18 protein-coding genes and 1 tRNA gene are annotated in these 17,196 nt (G+C 66.1%); 7 read left to right on the forward strand and 12 right to left on the reverse strand.

The genetic code is table 11. The features are described 5' to 3' along the window. Positions 1-27: 27 nt before the first annotated feature. Positions 28-1,347, reverse strand: coding sequence for a serine hydroxymethyltransferase (gene glyA / locus AO684_RS17845; protein ID WP_054304076.1), 1,320 nt, complete (start codon positions 1,345-1,347; stop codon positions 28-30). 92 nt (positions 1,348-1,439) lie between these two features. Here glyA and AO684_RS17850 point away from each other — a divergent pair, with 92 nt between their 5' ends. Beyond that, positions 1,440-2,306, forward strand: coding sequence for a LysR family transcriptional regulator (locus tag AO684_RS17850; protein WP_054304077.1), 867 nt, complete (start codon positions 1,440-1,442; stop codon positions 2,304-2,306). Positions 2,307-2,377: 71 nt separating this feature from the next. Here AO684_RS17850 and deoD read toward each other — a convergent pair whose 3' ends face one another. The 4 genes from deoD to AO684_RS17870 form a co-directional block, all read right to left on the reverse strand. Further along, entirely contained in the window at positions 2,378-3,082 is a 705-nt protein-coding gene (gene deoD / locus AO684_RS17855; protein WP_054304078.1) for a purine-nucleoside phosphorylase, read from the reverse strand. A gap of 76 nt (positions 3,083-3,158) precedes the next feature. After that, positions 3,159-3,530: a DUF6455 family protein gene (locus AO684_RS17860; RefSeq protein WP_161806027.1), complete on the reverse strand. Its 372-nt coding sequence runs from the start codon at positions 3,528-3,530 to the stop codon at positions 3,159-3,161. A 93-nt stretch (positions 3,531-3,623) separates the two neighbouring features. Further along, on the reverse strand, positions 3,624-4,268 hold the full coding sequence (locus AO684_RS17865; protein WP_054304080.1) for a GntR family transcriptional regulator: 645 nt from the start codon (positions 4,266-4,268) through the stop codon (positions 3,624-3,626). Positions 4,269-4,315: 47 nt separating this feature from the next. Then, a complete protein-coding gene (locus AO684_RS17870; protein WP_054304081.1) occupies positions 4,316-5,008 on the reverse strand; it encodes a M48 family metallopeptidase in 693 nt (230 codons plus the stop codon). Between the two features lie 151 nt (positions 5,009-5,159). Here AO684_RS17870 and AO684_RS17875 point away from each other — a divergent pair, with 151 nt between their 5' ends. The 3 genes from AO684_RS17875 (at position 5,160) to AO684_RS17885 (ending at position 6,393) form a co-directional block, all read left to right on the forward strand. Next, positions 5,160-5,492, forward strand: a complete 333-nt coding sequence (locus AO684_RS17875; RefSeq protein WP_054304104.1) for a TIGR02300 family protein — start codon at positions 5,160-5,162, stop codon at positions 5,490-5,492. A 117-nt stretch (positions 5,493-5,609) separates the two neighbouring features. Further along, positions 5,610-5,685 (forward strand) — tRNA-Ala (locus AO684_RS17880). Positions 5,686-5,853: 168 nt separating this feature from the next. Continuing rightward, complete coding sequence (locus AO684_RS17885; protein ID WP_054304082.1) at positions 5,854-6,393, forward strand: AAA family ATPase; 540 nt, start codon at positions 5,854-5,856, stop codon at positions 6,391-6,393. 129 nt (positions 6,394-6,522) lie between these two features. On the opposite strand, the gene AO684_RS17890 is transcribed toward AO684_RS17885, so the two are convergent. Continuing rightward, on the reverse strand, positions 6,523-7,419 hold the full coding sequence (locus AO684_RS17890) for a LysR family transcriptional regulator (protein ID WP_054304083.1): 897 nt from the start codon (positions 7,417-7,419) through the stop codon (positions 6,523-6,525). Between the two features lie 559 nt (positions 7,420-7,978). Here AO684_RS17890 and AO684_RS17900 point away from each other — a divergent pair. Continuing rightward, positions 7,979-8,245, forward strand: a complete 267-nt coding sequence (locus AO684_RS17900) for a hypothetical protein (RefSeq protein WP_054304085.1) — start codon at positions 7,979-7,981, stop codon at positions 8,243-8,245. A 3-nt stretch (positions 8,246-8,248) separates the two neighbouring features. Further along, positions 8,249-10,033, forward strand: a complete 1,785-nt coding sequence (locus tag AO684_RS17905) for a monovalent cation:proton antiporter-2 (CPA2) family protein (RefSeq protein WP_054304086.1) — start codon at positions 8,249-8,251, stop codon at positions 10,031-10,033. A 49-nt stretch (positions 10,034-10,082) separates the two neighbouring features. On the opposite strand, the gene tcuB is transcribed toward AO684_RS17905, so the two are convergent. From tcuB to AO684_RS17920, 3 genes are read right to left on the reverse strand one after another with little or no spacing between them, the layout of a single operon-like run. Continuing rightward, positions 10,083-11,165 (reverse strand): tricarballylate utilization 4Fe-4S protein TcuB, encoded by a 1,083-nt coding sequence (gene tcuB, locus AO684_RS17910; RefSeq protein WP_054304087.1) that lies wholly within the window; start codon positions 11,163-11,165, stop codon positions 10,083-10,085. After that, positions 11,155-12,573 (reverse strand): FAD-dependent tricarballylate dehydrogenase TcuA, encoded by a 1,419-nt coding sequence (gene tcuA, locus AO684_RS17915; RefSeq protein WP_304437872.1) that lies wholly within the window; start codon positions 12,571-12,573, stop codon positions 11,155-11,157. Before tcuA ends, tcuB begins: the two co-directional genes overlap by 11 nt. A gap of 3 nt (positions 12,574-12,576) precedes the next feature. After that, entirely contained in the window at positions 12,577-13,248 is a 672-nt protein-coding gene (locus tag AO684_RS17920; protein ID WP_054304088.1) for a GntR family transcriptional regulator, read from the reverse strand. 79 nt (positions 13,249-13,327) lie between these two features. Between AO684_RS17920 and AO684_RS17925 the strand changes: the two genes are divergently transcribed. After that, positions 13,328-14,359, forward strand: a complete 1,032-nt coding sequence (locus AO684_RS17925; RefSeq protein ID WP_054304089.1) for an AbrB family transcriptional regulator — start codon at positions 13,328-13,330, stop codon at positions 14,357-14,359. On the opposite strand, the gene AO684_RS17930 is transcribed toward AO684_RS17925, so the two are convergent. The 3 genes from AO684_RS17930 to AO684_RS17940 form a co-directional block, all read right to left on the reverse strand. After that, complete coding sequence (locus AO684_RS17930) at positions 14,343-15,299, reverse strand: D-2-hydroxyacid dehydrogenase family protein (RefSeq protein ID WP_054304090.1); 957 nt, start codon at positions 15,297-15,299, stop codon at positions 14,343-14,345. The genes AO684_RS17925 and AO684_RS17930 overlap by 17 nt on opposite strands. Then, positions 15,299-16,390 (reverse strand): 4-oxalomesaconate tautomerase, encoded by a 1,092-nt coding sequence (locus AO684_RS17935; protein ID WP_054304091.1) that lies wholly within the window; start codon positions 16,388-16,390, stop codon positions 15,299-15,301. Before AO684_RS17935 ends, AO684_RS17930 begins: the two co-directional genes overlap by 1 nt. 1 nt (position 16,391) lies before the next feature. Then, positions 16,392-17,196: isocitrate/isopropylmalate dehydrogenase family protein (locus AO684_RS17940; RefSeq protein ID WP_054304092.1), on the reverse strand; the 805-nt coding region annotated here is incomplete at its 5' end.

Raw genomic sequence — 17,196 nt, forward strand, 5'->3', positions numbered from 1 at the left:
GCAGTCAACACGCGCGAATCGGAACGTTCAAGGGTGGATGTAATGCACCCCGGTGAATTTCTTGCGCATCTCGGCAGTGCGGGGGGCCAGCGCCGCCGGATCATTGCCGCGCAGCGCCTCGGCGATCAGCGCCGCCAGCGCGGGGGCATCAGCGGGTGTGACGCCGCGGCGCACCAGTTCCGGCGTGCCAATGCGCAACCCGTTCAGATCGCCCGGCACCTCTGGCAATGGCAGGCCGATGCCGCAGGCGAGGAAGCCCGCCTTGCGCAGCACTTTCGACGCCGCCTGACCGCCGCCGAAAGCCGCCGCCTCGACAGCAAACTGGTGGCTCTGGGTCATGCCCTGCGCCGCACCGAAAACCGGCAGGCGCTGCGCCGCCAGTTCGCCCGCCAGCGCGCGGCTGAGGTCAACCATCGCCTGCCCATAGGCCGCGCCAAAATCGCGCCAATCGAGCAGGCTGATCGCCAGCGCCGCCGATTTGGCGGCATCGAAATTCGCGGTCAGGCCGGGAAAGGCGATCTGGTCCAGTCGCCCGGCGATTTCGGCGTCATTGGTTACGATCAGCCCGCCCGCCGGACCGCCGAGGCTTTTGTAAGTGCTCATCGTCATCAGATGCGCGCCCTCAGCCAGCGGATTGGCCCAGACACCGCCCGCGATGATGCCGCATTGATGCGCCGCATCGAACAGCACCCTGGCGCCCACCTTGTCGGCAATCGCCCGGATCTCGCGCACCGGATGCGGGAACAGGTTCAGGCTGCCACCGATGGTGATGATCTTCGGCTTCACGCGCAGCGCCAGCGTCTCCAGCGCGTCAAGATCAACGGTATAGCCATCGGCATTCACCGGCGCGGCATGGGTGTGAAGGCCATAAAGCCCGGCGCAGCCCGCCTTGTGATGGGTAACATGGCCCCCCACTGCCGGCGGCGGCGCGATGATCGCATCGCCTGGCTGCGCCAGCGCCATGAAACCGTAAAGATTGGCCAGCGCGCCCGAAGCCACCCGGATCTCGGCATGGGTCGCGCCAAAGACCTCTGCCGCGAGTTCAGCCGCGATGACCTCGATTTCCTCAATCGCCTCCAGCCCCATTTCGTATTTGTCGCCCGGATAGCCCAGCGAGGGGCGGGAGCCGAGGCCCCGCGCCAGTGCCGCCTCTGCCTTCGGGTTCATCACATTGGTGGCGGGGTTCAGGTTGAAGCATTCCGTATCGTGGATGACACTGTTGCGGGCAATCAATGCCTCGATCCGGTCTGCCACCGCGTCAGAAGGCGCTCGGACGGCAGCGGCGAGGCGTTGGATATGATCCTCGCAGGCGGCGGGAACCCAGGGGCGGCGGGCAAGGTGGGGCATGGCGATCTCCTTTTGACGCAGCAAAACGCAGGAGTTCCTTGCGGGCAAACCAGTTTTGCGAAAATCTAGGGTGAGGAAATCTGAGCCTTGCCATGCCCGTCTCCCCACCCCGCCCTGCGGATCTGCCATTAACCGCCCTGCGCGCCTTCGAGGCCGCCGCCCGGCTGGGCGGATTTACCGCTGCGGCGCTGGAACTGGGTGTGACGCCAGGTGCGGTCACCGCCCATGTGAAGGCGCTGGAGGCGCGGCTGGGCGCGCGGCTGTTCACGCGCGGGCCGAAGGGGGTGGAGCTCACAGCCCCTGGCGCGCGGGTGCTGCCTGAATTCACCGCCGCTTTCGATGCGCTGGGGCTTGCTGTGCACCACCTTCGGGCCGAAGCCGCGCCGAAGATCGTGCATATCGCCACCCTGCCCGCTCTGGCCCAACTGTGGCTGTCGCCCCGGCTGCCGGGACTTCGGGCGCAGATGCCGGGTGTCGAAATCTCGATCACCGCGATGGAGGCGCCGCCCAACCTGAAACGCGCGCCCTATGACCTGAGCCTGTTTCCGGGACGGGAAGGCCGGTTGGTGGCAGAGGAAGTCATCTTCCCGGTCTGCGCACCGCAACTGGCGGCACGGCTGACACGACCCGAGGATCTGGCGGTCCTACCCTGTCTGATCGACAGCGCCTGGGCAGAGGACTGGCGGATCTGGGCTGCCGTCGCGATGCCTGACACCGCCTTTCGCCCGCGTGGCCCGGTGTTTTCGCTCTATGCGCTGGCGGTGGAAGAGGCGGCAAATGGCGCGGGCGTGCTGATGGCGCATGGATCGCTGGTCGCCGGGCATCTGGCGCGCGGTCAACTGGTGGCTCCGCTGCCGCAGCGGGTGCGCCTGCCCACGGCGCTGCGCCTGTGGTCGGCGCGGTCGCTGAAGCCCGGCCACCCGGCAGAGCGGGTCGCGCGGGCCCTTCGGGCACCCTGAGGCACCAGCCCCGCGCAAATTCCTTTCTCAAGGAATTTGCAAGAGTTTTAAGGAAAACTCTTGCGTGGCGCTCAGGCGAAGGCGGCGGTCAGGGCGATGTCAACCATATCGCCGAAGCTCTGCTCACGCTGATCCGACGGCAGCGCCTCATGCGTCAGCAGGTGGTCCGAGATGGTCAGCACTGCCAGCGCGCGGCGGCCATAGCGGGCGGCAAGGGTGTAAAGCTCCGCCGCCTCCATCTCCACCGCCAGCACACCATGGCGCTGCATCTGTTCGTTCAGGTCTGGCCGTTCGTCATAGAAGGTGTCGGAGGAATAGATCTGCCCGGCATGCAGACCGATCCCCTTGCCCTGCCCGGCCTCCCACGCGGCCTTCAACAGCCCGAAATCCGCTGTCGGCGCATAGTTGAGTTCGCGGAACATCGTGCTGGAGGGCGTGCCCGTGGTGCAGGCCGACATCCCCAGCACCACATCGCGCACCTTCACATGCGGCTGCATGCCCCCGGCTGAGCCAATGCGGATCAGCGTCTGGGCGCCATAATCCCGGATGAGCTCGTTCACATAGATCGACAGTGAGGGCATGCCCATGCCGCTGCCGTGGATGGTGACCCGGTGCCCGTTCCAGGTGCCGGTATAGGCCAGCATTCCGCGCACCTCGTTCACCAGAACGGCATCCTTGAGAAAGGTCTGTGCCGCCCAGCGGGCGCGATAGGGATCGCCCGGCAACAAGACGGTTTCGGCGATGTCACCGGGTTTGGCTCCGATATGGATGGTCATGCACGTTTCTCCTGTCGTCCCCGGACTATAGCCGAGGACGCCACGAGGGGAAGGCCCCCGAACACCCGCCGCAGGGTCAGGCGGCGCGGACGGACTTCATCGCGGCACGATCCGCATAATCGCGGGCATTCGGGCAGAATCCGCAATCCTCGGGATGGGCCTGCGCTGCATGGGCCAGCGTGTCAGAACACTGGCGCCGGGCACTGCAATGGCCGCAGGTCTGCACCATATCAAGATAGGTGGCATATTCCCGGCGAAGCTCGTCCATGCTCAGGCCGAAGATGCGGGCCATGGCCGCCATGCGCTGTTCGGTATCGGCGGGCGCGCTGGCGAAATCGAGGATCTGGTCACGGGTCATGCCCAGATCCGCCAGATCACGTTCTGACATCGCCTCGATTTCCTGCAAGGCACGCCAGCGGGCGAAAAGGGCAAGCAGACGGTCACGCATGGGGGCCTCCATTCCGGGTTTGATCCGTCATAGGTCCAAGTCCCCGCAAGTGACTTGATCAGGGTCAAATCCACCCGCGAGTGTTGCGATACGTCAGCTGGCCAGATGCCGCAGACCTTGCGTCACATCGGTACGCACCGCCAGCCGCAGCGCCGGTTCGTCGCCCGCGCGCAGGGCGGCAAGGATCATGCGGTGATGTTGCGGGGGTTCGTTCCGGCGCAGGCGAGAATATAGCGCTCGCATCGTCGGCCCCAGTTGCAGCCACACGGTTTCCAGCATGGCCAGCATCGCTGGCGCCTGTGCCCGCAGATAGAGCGTGCGGTGAAATTCGAGGTTGGTACGGATGTAGGCCACCGAATCTTGCCGGGCCACCGCCTCGGCATTGGCGACGTTGATCGCCGTCAGCCGGTCAATCAGTGCGAAATGGGCACGCGGCAGGGCGCGGGCGGCCAGTTCCGGCTCCAGCAGGGCGCGAATGGCCGCCAGTTCCTCGATCCGTTCCGGTCCGAGTTCGGGGGTCGCGACCCGACCGGACGACGAGAGCGTCAACGCCCCTTCCGCCACGAGCCGCCGCACCGCCTCGCGCGCGGGTGTCATCGACACGCCGTATTGCTTGCCGAGACCGCGCAGGGTCAGCGCCTGACCAGGAGCCAGTTCGCCATGCATCACCTGCGTTCGCAGGCTGCGGTAAAGCCGTTCATGGGCGGCGGCGGTATCGCTGGGTCGGGGCGTCTGCATGGTGGCCTCAGCGAAACACCCGCAGCGGGGCGGGGTCAATACCTCCGTCAGAAACGATAGGCATGCAGCACCTGCCCTTCGGTTTTCAGCCAGCGCCGGGGCGCCTGATAACCTGGGCAAAGCCGCGCCACCTCGGCCCAGAAGGCGTCGGAGTGATTCATCTCGGCCAGATGCGCCACCTCATGCGCGGCGACATAATCCAGCACAGCAGGCGGCGCGAGGATCAGCCGCCATGAATACATCAGCCGCCCGTCATGCGTGCAACTGCCCCAGCGCGACCGCGTGTCACGCAAGGTAAGGCTGCGATAGGGTCGACCCAGCCGCCCTGAATACAGATCCGAGGCTGCTGCCAGCCGGTCTCGCGCGCGGTGTTTCAGCCAGGCCCCGAGCCGTTGCGGCAACTGCGCCTCCTCCCCCGGCACGAAAAGCGAATCATCCGCCAGCCGGATGGTTCGTCCCGGACCCGGCCGCAGCACCAGCCCCTGCCCCTCGACAGGGAAGACCGAGCCGAAGCGGATATCCCGCCCCTCGGGCACCGTGCGCAGCGCCCGGCGAATCCAGCCTTCCTGTTCCCGGGCGAAGGCCAGCGCATCCGATTCGCGCGCGCGCTGGGGCAGCGACAGCGTGACACGTCCGTCAAGCCGCGAGACACGCAGCGAAAACCGCCGCGTGCGCGCCGACCGGCGCAAAGTGATCTCGACCGGCGGCAGCGCGGGGTCGGAACTCGGCAGCAATGGCATGGACGCCTCTTGATTTTTTCCCAGAAGATAGCCAGATGGCCGCAGGGCGCAACCTTGGCAAAAGGTTTTGACAGCGCCGTCTCACTGTGGCATGGGCCAGCATTCGCTGGCTCAGCCGGCCGCCCTTATGGCCAGTTTCAAGGGAAATACCATGCCCAATGAAGAATGGGGGACGAAGCGCCTCTGCCCGACCACCGGGAAGCGCTTTTATGACCTGAACCGGACGCCGATCGTCAGCCCCTACACGGGCGAGATCGTGGATATCGAAAGCGCGCGGCGCAAACTCGCCGCCTCGACCGTCTCGCGCACGCCCGAGAAGGATGACGATACGCTGGTCGACGATCTGGATACCGATGACGATCTGCTGGAAGCCGGCGTCGGCAACGACGACGATCTGGACGATGATCTGCTGGAAGACGACGCCGACGACAACGTGTCGCTGGACGAACTGGCCGATGTGGCCGGGGACGAGGAAGACGTCTGAAAATTTGGTGCGGAGGGATGAATTTTCTGCTTGCAGCCCTCCGCGCCATCCCATAGATAGCCCGCATCGACGCGGTTCGGTCGCCCAGATCGAAAGTAAAACGCGAAGATACCCGGTGGGGTCATAGCTCAGATGGGAGAGCGCTTGAATGGCATTCAAGAGGTCGGGAGTTCGATCCTCCCTGGCTCCACCAAATAAACCGATGCAAAATCAGAGTTGCGCGGCCTCTTTGAGGTGAGGTGCCTCTGATGTCGTACTGGCTTATGCCGTTTCCTCCCAACCACCCATACCGCTTCGGTCCACGCCCAAGGCGTGCTGATGGTGGCACTGCCCTTCCCCCTGTCAAACCCGAGGATGGCCCATGAGTGACCATTTCTTCGTCGTGACGGGCGGCCCCGGTGCGGGCAAGACCAGCCTGATCACCGAACTCGCCCGCCGCGGCTTTCACACGATTCCCGAAGCCGGTCGCGCGATCATCCGCGCCGAGATGCAATCCGGCGGCAGCGCCCTCCCCTGGGCAGATCGCGTCAGCTATGCCGAGAGGATGCTTCAGTATGACCTCCACGCCCACCACACGGCACAGGGCCTTGCCGGGCCCGTGATCTTTGACCGGGCCATCCCCGATGTCCTGGGCTATCTGAAGCTCTGCGGGCTTACGCCACCGCCCAGGCTTACGACGGCAGCCAAGGCAAACCGTTACAACCGCAGGGTTTTTCTGGCCCCGCACTGGGACGCGATCTTCACGCAGGATACCGAGCGCAGGCAAGGCCGCACCGAAGCCGAAGCAACCTGCGCAATCATGCGTGAAACCTACGCCGCACTTGGATACGAGATCGCGGAACTTCCCCGCACCGATATCCGGCAACGCGCCGATTTCGTGGCCGGGCTGCTAACTTGCTGAACCACCGCCTTGCCTTTCAACCCGTTGCGAAAGTTTTCTTTTTCTTATGCGTTGAGTCGGGCTGATCCAACTTGCCGGAGAAGCTGAGGATATTCTTCTCCGGCCGTATACAGGCCCCCCCTGCTCGTATCACAGGCTGCGGCGCAGCACGGCTTCCATCCAGTCGGAAAACGCCGTCAGGCGCCGCATAGTTCGCAAGCTGCCGGGGAACAGCAGGTGCATCGGCATCGGCTCGGGCCGATGCTGGCGCAGGATCTCGACCAGGTCGCCCGAGGCAAGGTGCGCAGCTACGTCATAAGCCGGAATCTGGATCAGCCCCAGCCCCGCAAGCGCGCAGGCGATATAGCCCTCGGCGCTGTTGGCCGATACCCGCCACGACATCGGACGCGACCGGGTCTGGCCTCCCTCCTGCCATTCCCAGTCCATCAACCGCCCGTTTGAAGGCGAGGCATAGGCAACCTGCCAATGCTGTTCGAGATCATCTGGTGACATCGGCAGACCGTATTCCGCCAGATAACCGGGGCTCGCGACATTGATCTGGGCAATCTCCCCCACCCGTCGGGCGCGCAGGCCGGAATCGCGCAGCGGCCCCACGCGCAGGGCAATGTCCACCCGTTCGCCGACCAGATCGACCGCACGGTCCGTCATCCCCAGCTCGACCCGGATGCCGGGCCACAGCGCCAGAAACTCCGGCAGAGCCGGGGCAAGGATCAGGCGCCCGATGCGGCCTGGCACATCGACGCGGATACGCCCCTCGATCCGGCGCGAGGCGGAGCGGAACATCGTCTCCAGTTCCTCGCTCTCGGCCAGAAAGACGAGGCAACGTTCGTAAAGCTCTGCCCCTTCGTCGGTGGGCGCGACCATCCGGGTCGTGCGGTTCAGCAGACGCGCGCCCAGTCTCGCCTCCAGCTCGGCAATCGCGGTCGAGACACTGGACCGCGGCATGTCCAGCGTATCGGCCGCACGGGTGAAGCTGCGGGTTTCGATCACGCGGGCGAAAATGCGATAGAGGTCGATCCGGTCCATTGTTCGAACATTCCGACAGGTGAAGTCAGGATCGCCGGATTTTTCGACGAGTTCCAGAATATAAATTGCAGATCCATGTTTAAGGTATAGCGAGTGGAATGCGTATTGAGCCCCTGCACCTCTCAACCGTCCGACGTGCAGGCCGGGCCGGAAGCAAGGGCCGCCCGCATGGCGGCCATGCTTCGCGGCTCAGGGCGGATCAGCGCGCCGAATGCGCTGTTCGCGGCAGGCAAGGCAGACGGCAACAGCGGCAAACCTTGCCAAAATCGGGGCACCCGTTCCGGCCCCCCTGCTCTCGTCCCCGAGGGCAGCGGGCGGGCGGAGCGGATGATCCCCGTCGACGGCGGCTTCACCGCGAGGTGACAACCCGTCTGGCCCGGCCTTCCCCAGAGGTCGGGCCGCTTTTCTTTCCCGCAGTCCTGTCAGGAACAGCTATCCGACCCGTCCGCAGAGTCTGATCAGGATATCACGCTCCGCCGAAGGCAGGGGCTTTACGGACCGGCGCAGTTCCGACCTACTGCGCAAAGACAAGGCGCGCCGACGCGCAAGGAGTGAACGGATGCATATGGTAATGGTGATTTTCGCGGGGCTGCTGCTTCTGGCGGTCTTTGCGCTGTTCGGGCGGCTCTGGGGCCATGACGCCGCCGGGATCGCCGTGGCAGCCAAATGGTTTGTCCCGGCCTGGGCCGGTGTCGCACTGGTCAACATGTGGGTTGGCGTCACCCGCGCCGGCTACACCCTGGCACAGGAACTGCCGATTCTGGCACTGGTCTTTGCCGTTCCGGCTGCAGTGGCCGCCCTCACCGCCTGGCAACTGAAAGGCTGATCCATGTCCGATCCTATAGGCGCCGCGACCGAGGCCGCGCATCACGGCTTTGACCTCGTTCCCATCGTCGTGCTGCTGGCGGCAGCCGTGGTGGCGGTTCCGGTGTTTCGCCGCATCGGGCTGGGGTCGGTTCTGGGCTATCTGGCAGCGGGGCTGGCAATCGGCCCCTATGGTCTGGGCTTCTTCCACGATGCGCAATCAATCCTCCATGTTGCCGAACTGGGGGTCGTGCTGTTCCTCTTCGTGATCGGACTGGAGATGCAGCCCTCACGGCTCTGGGCCATGCGGGGCGAGATCTTCGGGCTGGGCACGCTTCAGGTCTGTCTGGCCATCTTCGCGCTGATCTGGGTCGGCATCACGCTGGGCTATCCGGTCGAGGCGAGCTTTGTCTCCGGCACCGGCTTCGTGCTGACCTCGACAGCCATCGTGATGCAGTTGCTTCAGGACCGGGGACAGATGGCCCAGCCACGGGGCCGCCGGATCATTGCCATCCTGCTGTTCGAGGATCTGGCCATTGTTCCCCTGCTGGCCATCGTGGCCTTCCTCGCCCCCGGTGGCGGTGACGCGACCCTGACCGACCGGCTGGAGGGTATCGCCATCGGTCTGGCGGCCATTGCGGCGCTGGTTCTGGCGGGGCGTTATCTTCTGGACCCGATGTTCCGCCTGCTGGCCCGTTTCGGCGCGCGCGAGGTGATGACCGCCGCCGCGCTGCTTGTGGTGCTGGGCGCCGCCGTCCTGATGAATGCGGGCGGCCTGTCCATGGCGATGGGCGCCTTCCTTGCGGGGGTTCTGCTGTCGGAATCCAGCTTCCGTCATCAGCTTGAGGCGGATGTCGAACCGTTCCGGGGCTTGCTGCTGGGTCTGTTCTTCCTTGGCGTCGGCATGGCGCTGGACCTGAACATCATCGCAACCAACTGGGCCGTCATCGCCATCTCGGTTCCGGCTTTCATGATCCTGAAGATGCTGGTGATCTATGTCGTGGCCCGCATTACCAGGGCCCCGAAGGACGAGGCGCTGGAGCGTGCAGTGCTGATGGCGCAGGGCGGCGAGTTCGCTTTCGTGCTTTATGCCGCCGCGACCCAGTTCGGGATCCTCACGCCGGAATGGAATGCCAATCTCACCGCCATCATCATCATCTCCATGGTGCTGACGCCGCTGATGATCATTCTGCATGGCAGGCTGACGCCCCGGATCGCGGCATCGCTGGAAGGCGTGGAAGAGGTGGAATGTCTGACCGGGCGAGTCCTGCTGATCGGCTTCGGCCGCTTCGGCCAGATCGCCAGTCAGCCGCTTCTGGCGCGCGGTCACAGCCTCTCGATCATCGACACCGATCCGCAGGCCATCCGCGATGCCGAACGGTTCGGCTTCAAGGTGTTTTATGGCGATGGCTGCCGCCTGGATATCCTGCATGCTGCCGGGGCGGATGAGGCGAGCCTGATCATTGTCGCCGCATCAGACCGCGATGTGATTTCCCAGATCGTCGAGCTGGCGCGACACGAATTTCCGATGGTGCCGGTTCTGGCCCGCGCCCTGACGCGCCAGCATGCGCAGGAACTGGTCCGGCATGGGGCGGCTTTCCAGATCCGCGAAACCTATGAATCGGCGCTGGTGATGGGGCGTGAGGCGCTGACCCGTCTGGGCGAGACGCCGGAAATCGTGGAGGAAACGCTTGCCGATGTCCGCGCGCGGGATGCCGAACGCATGGCTCTGGAACAGGTGGGCGGCATGGAGGATGCCAGCAAGGCCCTGATCCATGGCAATATGGGCCAGCCGCACGGCCATCCCTAGGGCCGGTTCCGGGGGCGAAAACAATCGTCCCCGGAAGCCAGCGGGCCGGTCAGCCCTGTTTCCGGGCTTGCAGCGTCTGTTCGGCAATCAGCGCGGTCAGGCGGAAGAAGCCATGCACCATCTTGGTATAGGGCAGCAGCAGAAAGAAACTCAGCACTGCGGCCAGATGCACGGCCAGAAGCGGCGCAACCCAGCCGGTGCCGGTGGCGGCGTAGAGCGCCAGCCCCGTCGCCGCGACAAAACCCAGCAGCGCGATGAAGCCCATCTCGCCGCCCCAGACCCGCGCGGCGCCCAGCTTGCGTTCGGCGCGGGTTTTCAGCCAGCCAAGGCCGATCGTGCCGATCACCAGCAGAACCCCGCCGGGTATGCCCAGAAGCTTCGGCAGGCTCAGCGGCGGATACGGCGCTTCCATCCCCAGCAGATAGTGCAGCAGCGTCGCCGTGCCGGTGGAGGCAAAGCACAGCAGGAAGCCGTACATCACCGCCTGATGGAACCAGCGGCGGGCGTTGGAATAACGCTCTTCCTTCTCGAAGTTGCAGCCCTGCCCCTGCCCGCCCGACAGGTCACGCAGCCGCGCCGCCTGGGTGAACGCCGCCAGCACGGCGCGCAGGCGCAACGGCCCCGCACCGCTTTCCCGCCAGTAGCGGCGCAGGCCGAGCGCGACCGCGACCAGCGGCAGCAGGAAGGCCGGGGCGAACAGCGCCACCATCGCCTCATGCGGCAGGAAAGCGTAGAAGCCTGCGCCCTCGCCCGGCTCCCGCAGGCTCAGCATCGCAATCAGCAGCGTCAGCGCCGCCACCAGCGCCGCAGCAATCAGCCCGCCGCTGCTGTGGAACGCCTGCGACAGCCAGCGCGGGCCGACCAGCCGCTCCCAGCTGTCCTGACGCAATTCGGCCAGGGCGGCGGGCAGATTCAGGTCGAACTCGTGCGGCGGAGTGTACTGGCACGAGTAGTAGCACCCGCGGCAGTTATGGCAGAGGTTCGCCAGATGGGTCAGGTCCCCATCGGAAAAGGCCTTTTGCCGGGTCATGGCGGGAAAGACCGAACAGAAGCCCTCGCAATAGCGGCAGGCATTGCAGATCTCGATCTGGCGGCGCGCTTCCTGCGCAAGGGACGGGGTATCAAGCGGCATTGCTGCGGGCTCCGGAATTGACGAAAGCGGCGGCCTCGCGCCCTGCGACGCGGCCGAAGACGGTACCGATGGTCATGCCGAACCCGGCGAGATAGCCCTGCCCCAGAATGGAGCCGGCCATGATCTCGCCCGCAGCCCAGACATTTTCCAGCGGCGTGGCAGGATGTTGCACCCGTGCGGTGGCATCGACCTTCAGGCCCAGATAGGTGAAGGTCACACCGGGGCGCAGCTGGTAGCCATAGAAGGGCGGGGTATCCAGCGGGCGCGCCCAGTTGGTCTTGGCCGGGGTCAGCCCCTCGGTCGCCAGCCCGTCCAGTTCGGTCGGATGGAACCGGCCCGGGCGGCAGGCGGTGTTGAAGCTGTCCACGGTCTGCGACAGCTTCTGCCCGTCCAGCCCCAGACGCTCCCCCAGTTCCGCAATCGTATCCGCCTTCACTGGCGGGAAAACCGAAGGCATGAACAGGTCGATGGACTTTGCGTCGATCAGTGCGAAACCAACCTGATCGGGCTGACCGGCCACCAGCCGCCCCCAGATGGCATAGCGCTTGGGCCAGACATCCTCGCCCTCGTCATAGAACCGCTCGGCATCGCGGTTCACCACAACCGAGAAGGGCACGCAATCCAGCCGGGTGACGATGCCGCCATCATATTTCGGCGCACGGCCGTCGATGGCGACAGCATGGCATTGCGTCGGATCGCCCACGCTTTCAGCCCCCTGGTCCAGCATGTCACGCAGCACCACGCCCCGGTTGTAGGGCGTGCCCCGGATGAGGAAATTTGCTGCCGCCGGCCCCCAGGCGCGGGTCAGCCAGTCGAGGTCCGACTGGAAGCCGCCCGAGGCCAGAACCACCGCGCGCCCTTCGATCCGCTGACGCGGGCCACCGGCAATTTCGACCTCGACATGAGTAAAGCGGCCATTCTCGATCCCGATATGGCGCACCTGCGCCTCGTAAACCGCCTGCACGCCCAGATCCTCGGCGGTGGCGTAATAGGCATTCACCAGCGCCTTGCCGCCACCAAGGAAGAAGGCGTTGGTGCGTGACAGGCTCAGCGTACCTGACAGCGAGGGCTGGAACCGCACGCCATGCGCCTCCATCCAGGGCAGGCATTCCTCGGACGTGCGGATGGCAAAGCGGGCGAGGGATTCATCCGTGCGGCCCTTCGTCACCAGCATAAGGTCGTGCAGATATTCCTCTTCCTCGTAGCTGCCGGTCAGCACCGACAGCGGGCCGCGATGCATGCAACGGAAGTTACGCGTGTGCCGCGAATTGCCACCGCGATAGGGCTTCGGCGCCCCCTCCAGCAACAGCACCCGCGCACCTGCCTCGGCAGCGGTGATCGCGGCACAAAGCGCCGCATTGCCGCCACCGACCACGATCACATCCCAGATCCCGGTCACTTCGGACATCGGTCACTCCTCTTCCAGCTTGGGTTGACGCGCCCGCAACGCCCGCAGGCGCATCCGCTGCGCAGCTTCGATATGGGCGCGCATCTCTGTCTCGGCGCGCAGCCCGTCACGGGCGGCCATCGCCTCCAGCACGCGGGCATGTTCGGTGGCGGCCGCCTGCACGCGGTCGGGTTCCATCAGCGTCGTCGGACCAAGAATCGCCATGGTCTTTTGCAGGGCACCGATCGACTTGATCAGAAAGCGGTTCTTCGCGGCATCCTGCAGGATCATGTGGAACTGGCGGTTCAGTTCAGCCGCGCGCGCCTCCTCGGCCGAAGCTTCGGCAAATTCGGCGTTCAGCGCCTGAAGCTCGGCCAGCTCTACCTCGGATGCGGCACGCGCCGCGAGCCGCGCGGCAGTGCCTTCCAGCACCGCGCGCATTTCGTAAAGCTCCATGATCTCGGCATAATCAAGGCTGCGCACAGTCGCGCCGAGGCGCGGCAGATGGCTGACCAGCCCGTCCCCTTCCAGCAGCCGCATGGCCTCGCGCACCGGGGTGCGCGACAGGCCCAGCCGCTCGGCAAGTTCAACCTCGCGCAGGCGCGTGCCGGGCGGCAGCAGCCCGCGCCGGATCTCGTCCAGCAGACGGCGATAGGCCAGCTGACCCTGCGGGATATCTTCGGTGATCTCCGTCATGCTATCCTCTGGTTGCGATTCTGTATCCAAGTGGATACAATCGCATACACAACGAGTCAACAGGCAGCTGCGAATCGTGATGACCAAGGATTTCCCTATCCGTATCAAGACCTTGTCTCTTGCAGGCATAGGTGCGGCGCTGTTCTGGTTCGCCGGGCTGCCCTTGCCGTTCCTGTTCGGCCCCCTGACCGCCTGTCTGGTCGCCGCCCTGGCCGGGGCTGATCTGCGCGGGATGGGGCAGGTCTCGGTCGCAGCGCGCACGGTGCTGGGGGTGGCGGCGGGGGCTTCGATCACGCCTGATGTCGTGCATGCCCTGCCCCGCATGGCGCAGACCGTGGCGCTGGTGCCGCTGTTCGTCGCGCTGATCGCGCTGGTGGGCGTTCCGTATTTTCGCGCGCTGGGGTTCGACCGGGTGACCTCCTGGTACGCCGCCATGCCGGGCGGGTTGCAGGATATGGTGGTCTTCGGACAGGAGGCGGGCGGCGACGTGCGGGCACTGTCGCTGATCCATGCGACACGCGTGCTCATCATCGTGACGCTGGCGCCCTTCATCGCCACCCACCTTTACGGCGTCAGCCTCAGCCACCCTATCGGCGCCCCGGCCATCGACATGCCGCCAGACCAGATCGGGCTGATGCTCTTCGCCGCGCTGGCAGGCTGGAAAGGGGCCGAGAAACTGCGCCTGTTCGGCGCCTCGATCCTTGGCCCGATGATCGTCGCGGCAATCCTGTCGCTCAGCGGATTGCTGCACATGCGCCCCCCGCGTGAGGCGATCATGGCGGCGCAACTGCTGATCGGGCTCGGCATCGGCATCAGCTATGTCGGCGTCACCTGGCGTGAATTGCGGCGCTTCGTCGTGACCGGCGTCGCCTTCGTGGTGATCCTCGCCGCGCTGTCGGCAGCCTTCACCGAGGCGATCACGCTGCTGCATCTGGCACCGCCGGTTGATGCGTTCCTCGCCTTTGCCCCGGGCGGACAGGCCGAAATGACGCTGCTGGCCATCATCACCGGCGCCGATCTGGGCTTCGTCATCGTGCATCACCTGACGCGGGTGATCCTCGTGATCCTCGGCGCCCCGGTCGCGGCGAAACTGTTCATGCGACGACGCTGATCGGCTGCCCTGCGGCGAAAGCGTTGATCTGGTCGTAGATTTCCGAGAATTGCAGGTCGAACTCGTCTTCAGTGACAAAGCCGATATGCGGGGTGGCGATCACACGCGGATGGCACAGCAGCGGATCGGCAGGATCGGTCAGAGGCTCGACCTCGAAGACATCCAGCGCCGCCCGCGCCGGGCGCCCGGCCTCCAGCCCGGCCAGCAGGGCACCGGGTGCGATCAGCCCGGCGCGGGCCGTATTCACCAGCACCGCCCCCGGTCGCATCGCCGCCAGATCCGCCGCTGTGATTGCTCCGCGCGTTTCGGGCGCCAGCCGCAGGTGGAGCGAGATCACATCCGCCCCGCCGAAGAAGGCGGCCCGGCTGTCCGGCACCGTTTCACCGGCGGCCCGCAGTTCAGCGCGCCTTCCCTCGGACCCCCACCAGATCACCGGCATCCCGAAGGCACCGGCATATCCTGCCACCAGCCGGGCGATACGCCCCCCGCCGTAAAGGCCGATGGTGCGGCCCCGGAGGCTGCGCCCGACACCGGCCTGCCACCGCCCGCCGCGCAGTGCCGCCATCTGCCCCGGCAGATCGCGCATCGCCGCCAGCACCAGTGCCCAGGTCAGCTCGGCCGCCGCATGGTTCGGCATGTCATCGGCCTTGCGGGAGCAGAAGGTGACACCGCGCGCCGCACAGGCCGCCACATCCACATGCGGCCATGCCCCGCGCCCCGAGATCATCCGCAACCCCGGCAGTCGGTCCAGCAGCGAGGCGGTGATCACCGTGCGTTCCCGAAACAGCACCAGCGCCTCGGCCCCGGCCAGCCGTTCGGCCAGCGCCGCCTCATCCGGCGCGCGGTCGGTCCAGATCGTGACCTCATGCCCTGACAGCCGGGCGAACCCCGGCAAATGCCGCAGGGTATCGGCCCAGTCGTCAAGGACATGAACCCGCATCAGCGCCCGGCCCAGACCGATCCGGGCACAAAGACCTCGCCCCGCGCCAGCAGCCGCGCCGTGCGCAGCAACCCGGCAGAGCGCAGGTGGAACCCGTCAGCCCCTGCCTCATAGTCAACCGTTACGTCGATCGCGCCGCCCGGATGTTCGATCAGCACCAGCGCCGGCTGCCCCTCGGGCGGAGTGAACAGCCCCTCGGCCACGGTGCCCGGCGTCAGCACGGCAGAGGCCAGACACTGCGCCCCGGTCACTGCCATGGTCGGATGGCAGTTCCACGGCATGAAATAGCGCGCGGTGACGGTGCCACCGTTCCGCGGCGGCGCCAGGAGGGCGAATTTCGGCGTGACCGACTTCGTCACATCCCCCATCCCCATGCGGCGCCCCGCTTCCTGCCGGATCGGCTCCATCCGGGCATAGAAGTCGCGGTTTTCATCCAGTTCGGCGGCGGTTTCATGCCCGGTCAGGCCGAAATCGGCGGCACGGGCAATGACCACGGGCATAGCGACATCCATGCAGGTGACCTCGATCCCGTCAATCACGTCGCGGAGATTGCCGGTCGGCAGCAGCTTGCCGGTGGCGCTGCCCACCACATCCATGAAGTTCAGGAACACCGGCGCCGCCGCGCCCGGCACGCCGTCGATCTGCGCGCTGCCCTCGTATTCCACCGCGCCGTCGGGGGTGGCCACCACGGCCTCGACCAGCGCCCCGGTGTTGACGGACCGGATGCGGATGCGCGTCGTATCGCCCTGCGGCACGATCAGACCCATTTCAAGCGCGGCAGGACCGACGCCCGACAGGATATTGCCGCAGGTCGGCTTGAAATCCACCAGCCCGTCCTCGACCGAGACCTGCGCGAAGAAATAGTCGATGTCGGCATCATTGTTTTCCGACCGCGACAGCATGGCCACCTTGGTGGTCACTGCCGCGCCGCCGCCGATGCCGTCGATGTTGAGCTTGTGCCCCGATCCCAGTGCCGCGACCAGCACGCGGGCCAGCGTCTCGCGGTCCTCGGGCAGGTCGGCCCGGTTGAAATACGGCCCGCGAGAGGTACCGCCGCGCAGGAAATGGAAGGGAATGGCGGTCTGGCGCATGTCAGGACTCCACAATGAGGGTGGCAAGATGATCGGCGAAGGCGCGGGTGCCCAGGGCCCCGCCCAGATCGCGGGTGCGGGTTTCCGGGCTGGACAGGGCCGCGTCGATGGCCGCTTCGACCGAAGCCGCAGCCGCCCCTGCCCCGAGATGGCGCAAGAGCATGGCGGCCGATCCGATCAGCGACACGGGATTGGCACGATCCTGCCCCGCGATATCGGGGGCAGAGCCGTGCTGCGCCTGCGCCACGGCGTAGGACGGCCCGAGGTTCAGCGACGCTGCCAGCCCCAGCCCGCCCGAAAGTTCAGAGGCCAGATCGGACAGGATATCGCCGAACATGTTGGTGGTAACGATCACGTCGAACCGCCCGGGATGCCGCACCAGATGCGCGGCGGCGGCGTCGACCAGCAGTTCGTCATAGTCGATGCCCGGATGGGCTGCGGCCACGGCGCGCACCTCGGCAAGGAAAATGCCGTCGGTCAGCCGCATCACATTGGCCTTGTGGATCGCCGTCACCCGGCGGCGTGGCCGCGTCTCGGCCAGAGCAAAGGCGGCCTCGGCAATCCGGCGCGAGGCCCTGGCCGTCACCTTTCGGAAGGCAAGACCCACACCCGGTTCGGGGGCAAACTCGCCCCCGCCCTCATGCATGTTGCGGTCGGCGTAAAAGCCTTCAAGGTTTTCGCGCACCACCACCAGATCGACCTCAGCGCTGACCGGGCGGGGCACGGCAGGGCGCGACAGGGCGGGGCGGATATTTGCGTAAAGCTCCAGTTCGCGACGCAGAACCCCGGAAGGGTTGCGCCCACCC

This window comes from Gemmobacter sp. LW-1, assembly GCF_001303875.1.
In the GTDB taxonomy this organism is placed as follows: Bacteria; Pseudomonadota; Alphaproteobacteria; order Rhodobacterales; family Rhodobacteraceae; genus Gemmobacter; species Gemmobacter caeni.